Annotated in this window: 1 protein-coding gene; it reads left to right on the top strand. The window is 41.8% G+C overall.

What is annotated here, in order from left to right:
• The first annotated feature begins 66 nt into the window (after nucleotides 1-66).
• On the top strand, nucleotides 67-1,737 hold the full coding sequence (locus TW77_RS23865) for an asparagine synthase-related protein (RefSeq protein ID WP_082079037.1): 1,671 nt from the start codon (nucleotides 67-69) through the stop codon (nucleotides 1,735-1,737).
• Nucleotides 1,738-1,838: the final 101 nt, after the last annotated feature.

Here is a 1,838-nt window from a genome sequence, read left to right as displayed (position 1 = left end):
CACCAGAAATGACTATATCTCGAGTTCGACTGGTTTCAGGCTTTAAGTGGGCGAAATTCTCCACTCATTAAGCAACAAGCCTTACCCACGTACTTCAAAGGTATACATTACTTACCCGCAGGTAACTATTTATCGATTGGGCTTGGTGATTCACAGGTTCATCAGCATGTATGGTGGAGCTACCCAAGTTTAACTGAAGAAGAGCAGCTAGCAGATACGCGAAGTAAAGAAGAGATAATTGAACAATATGCTCAGACGCTAGAAACCGCAGTGTCAAGAAGACTTATGTCAGACGTAGACGTTGGTCTTTTTCTCAGCGGTGGTATTGATTCAGTGGCTATTGCCGCCTTTGCTTCAAAACAGTCACAAGATTTACAAACTTTCTCAGTGTTTAGCCAAAGTACCTTTCAAAATGGCGATGCAAAGTCGAGTTTCGAAGCGGCACAGTATCTTGGACTGAACAACCATCAGGTGAACTTTTCTTGGCACAACAATTCCTTCAAGGCTAGTCACTGGAAAGAGTTAGTCTGGTTACTTGAAACGCCGGAAATCGATGCTGAGCACTTATATAAATATCACTTACACCGCTACGCTCGACATCATTTCCCAAACTTAAAAGTCATGTTATTGGGGCAGGGCAGCGATGAGTTTAATGGCGGTTATAGCCACTTTTATCTAGAAAAATTTCGTCCTGATTTGCATGAGTCTAATTATGGATGGCCAGCATTGATGGAAACAATGCACGAAATAGAAAGACACTATTTATCCAGCGGGAAAAATAGCGAAATTAGCCATTACGGAAATTTAGTTCATCGTCAATTTATGGCTGTATCGAGTAACAGTCAATTAAGCACACATCCGTGGCAAACCTATACGCGAATGAACCGCCAGAACCTGCAAATGTACAACCTGTGGCATGAAGATAGAACTTCATCAGGTAATAGCATTGAAAGTCGCGTTCCATTTTTAGATCACGAATTAGTAGAACTCTGTGCCAAAGTGCCTGAAAAGTACTATCAAGATTTGTTCTGGGATAAACGTATACTAAGAGAGGCCATGAAGCCTTGGCTACCAGAAAGGTTTTATGAGCGGCCTAAGGTGCCTTTTTTTATGGGGCAAGACCAACGTTATACCCAGCGTATGATGTACAACTTATTAATAGATGATGATTACGCGCTGTTAAATGAAGCATTTGGTGACAACAGACACTCGGTAATAAGTACTAAAGAACTTAATAGACTGATTGATTCAATTCCTGAAGACCCAGAATATCAAGGAGTTGAAATGCTGCTAAAGATCACAAACATGGGCCTTCTGGAGAAAATGGCCAGAGAACTGCCTATTCCCCATAAACACGTAAGTGATTCGTACACCATCCTCGATTCTCTAAATATTACAGATTGGTCTGAGCAAGAGCACAGTGCGTTACAGGAAACTATGTCAACACGGCGAACTGAATTAAGTTTGGACAGATCCGTCGCATTAGTGGACAACGTACAATTACTCAGCAACTCGAGCCAAATGTACCAAAGCACTTGCATATTTATCGCTGTTAACGGCCAAATAGAATATGAACTTAGCGAAGAGAGTGAGGGAGATTGGATGACAGTCATTCAGCACATCGATGGTACACGCTCACTAGCGCAAATATGTACAGACTTGGAAATACCAGTGTCTAAAGTACGAAAGCATATCGAAGAAGCAATAGATTATGATTTGCTTAAGTTTGTAGAGTAAAAGACCAGCTTGAAAGCCGCTTTTAGTGGTGGCGGTTGCAAGAAGTTTACACGCGAGGCATATCAGTTCTCCACCTTGTTAAGAGCTGGACCCCATTGGTT

The sequence above is a fragment of the Pseudoalteromonas rubra genome (assembly GCF_000967655.1).
Taxonomy (GTDB): Bacteria; Pseudomonadota; Gammaproteobacteria; order Enterobacterales; family Alteromonadaceae; genus Pseudoalteromonas; species Pseudoalteromonas rubra_A.
Note: the sequence above shows the minus strand (reverse complement) of the source record. Positions and strands in the feature narration are given on the sequence as shown.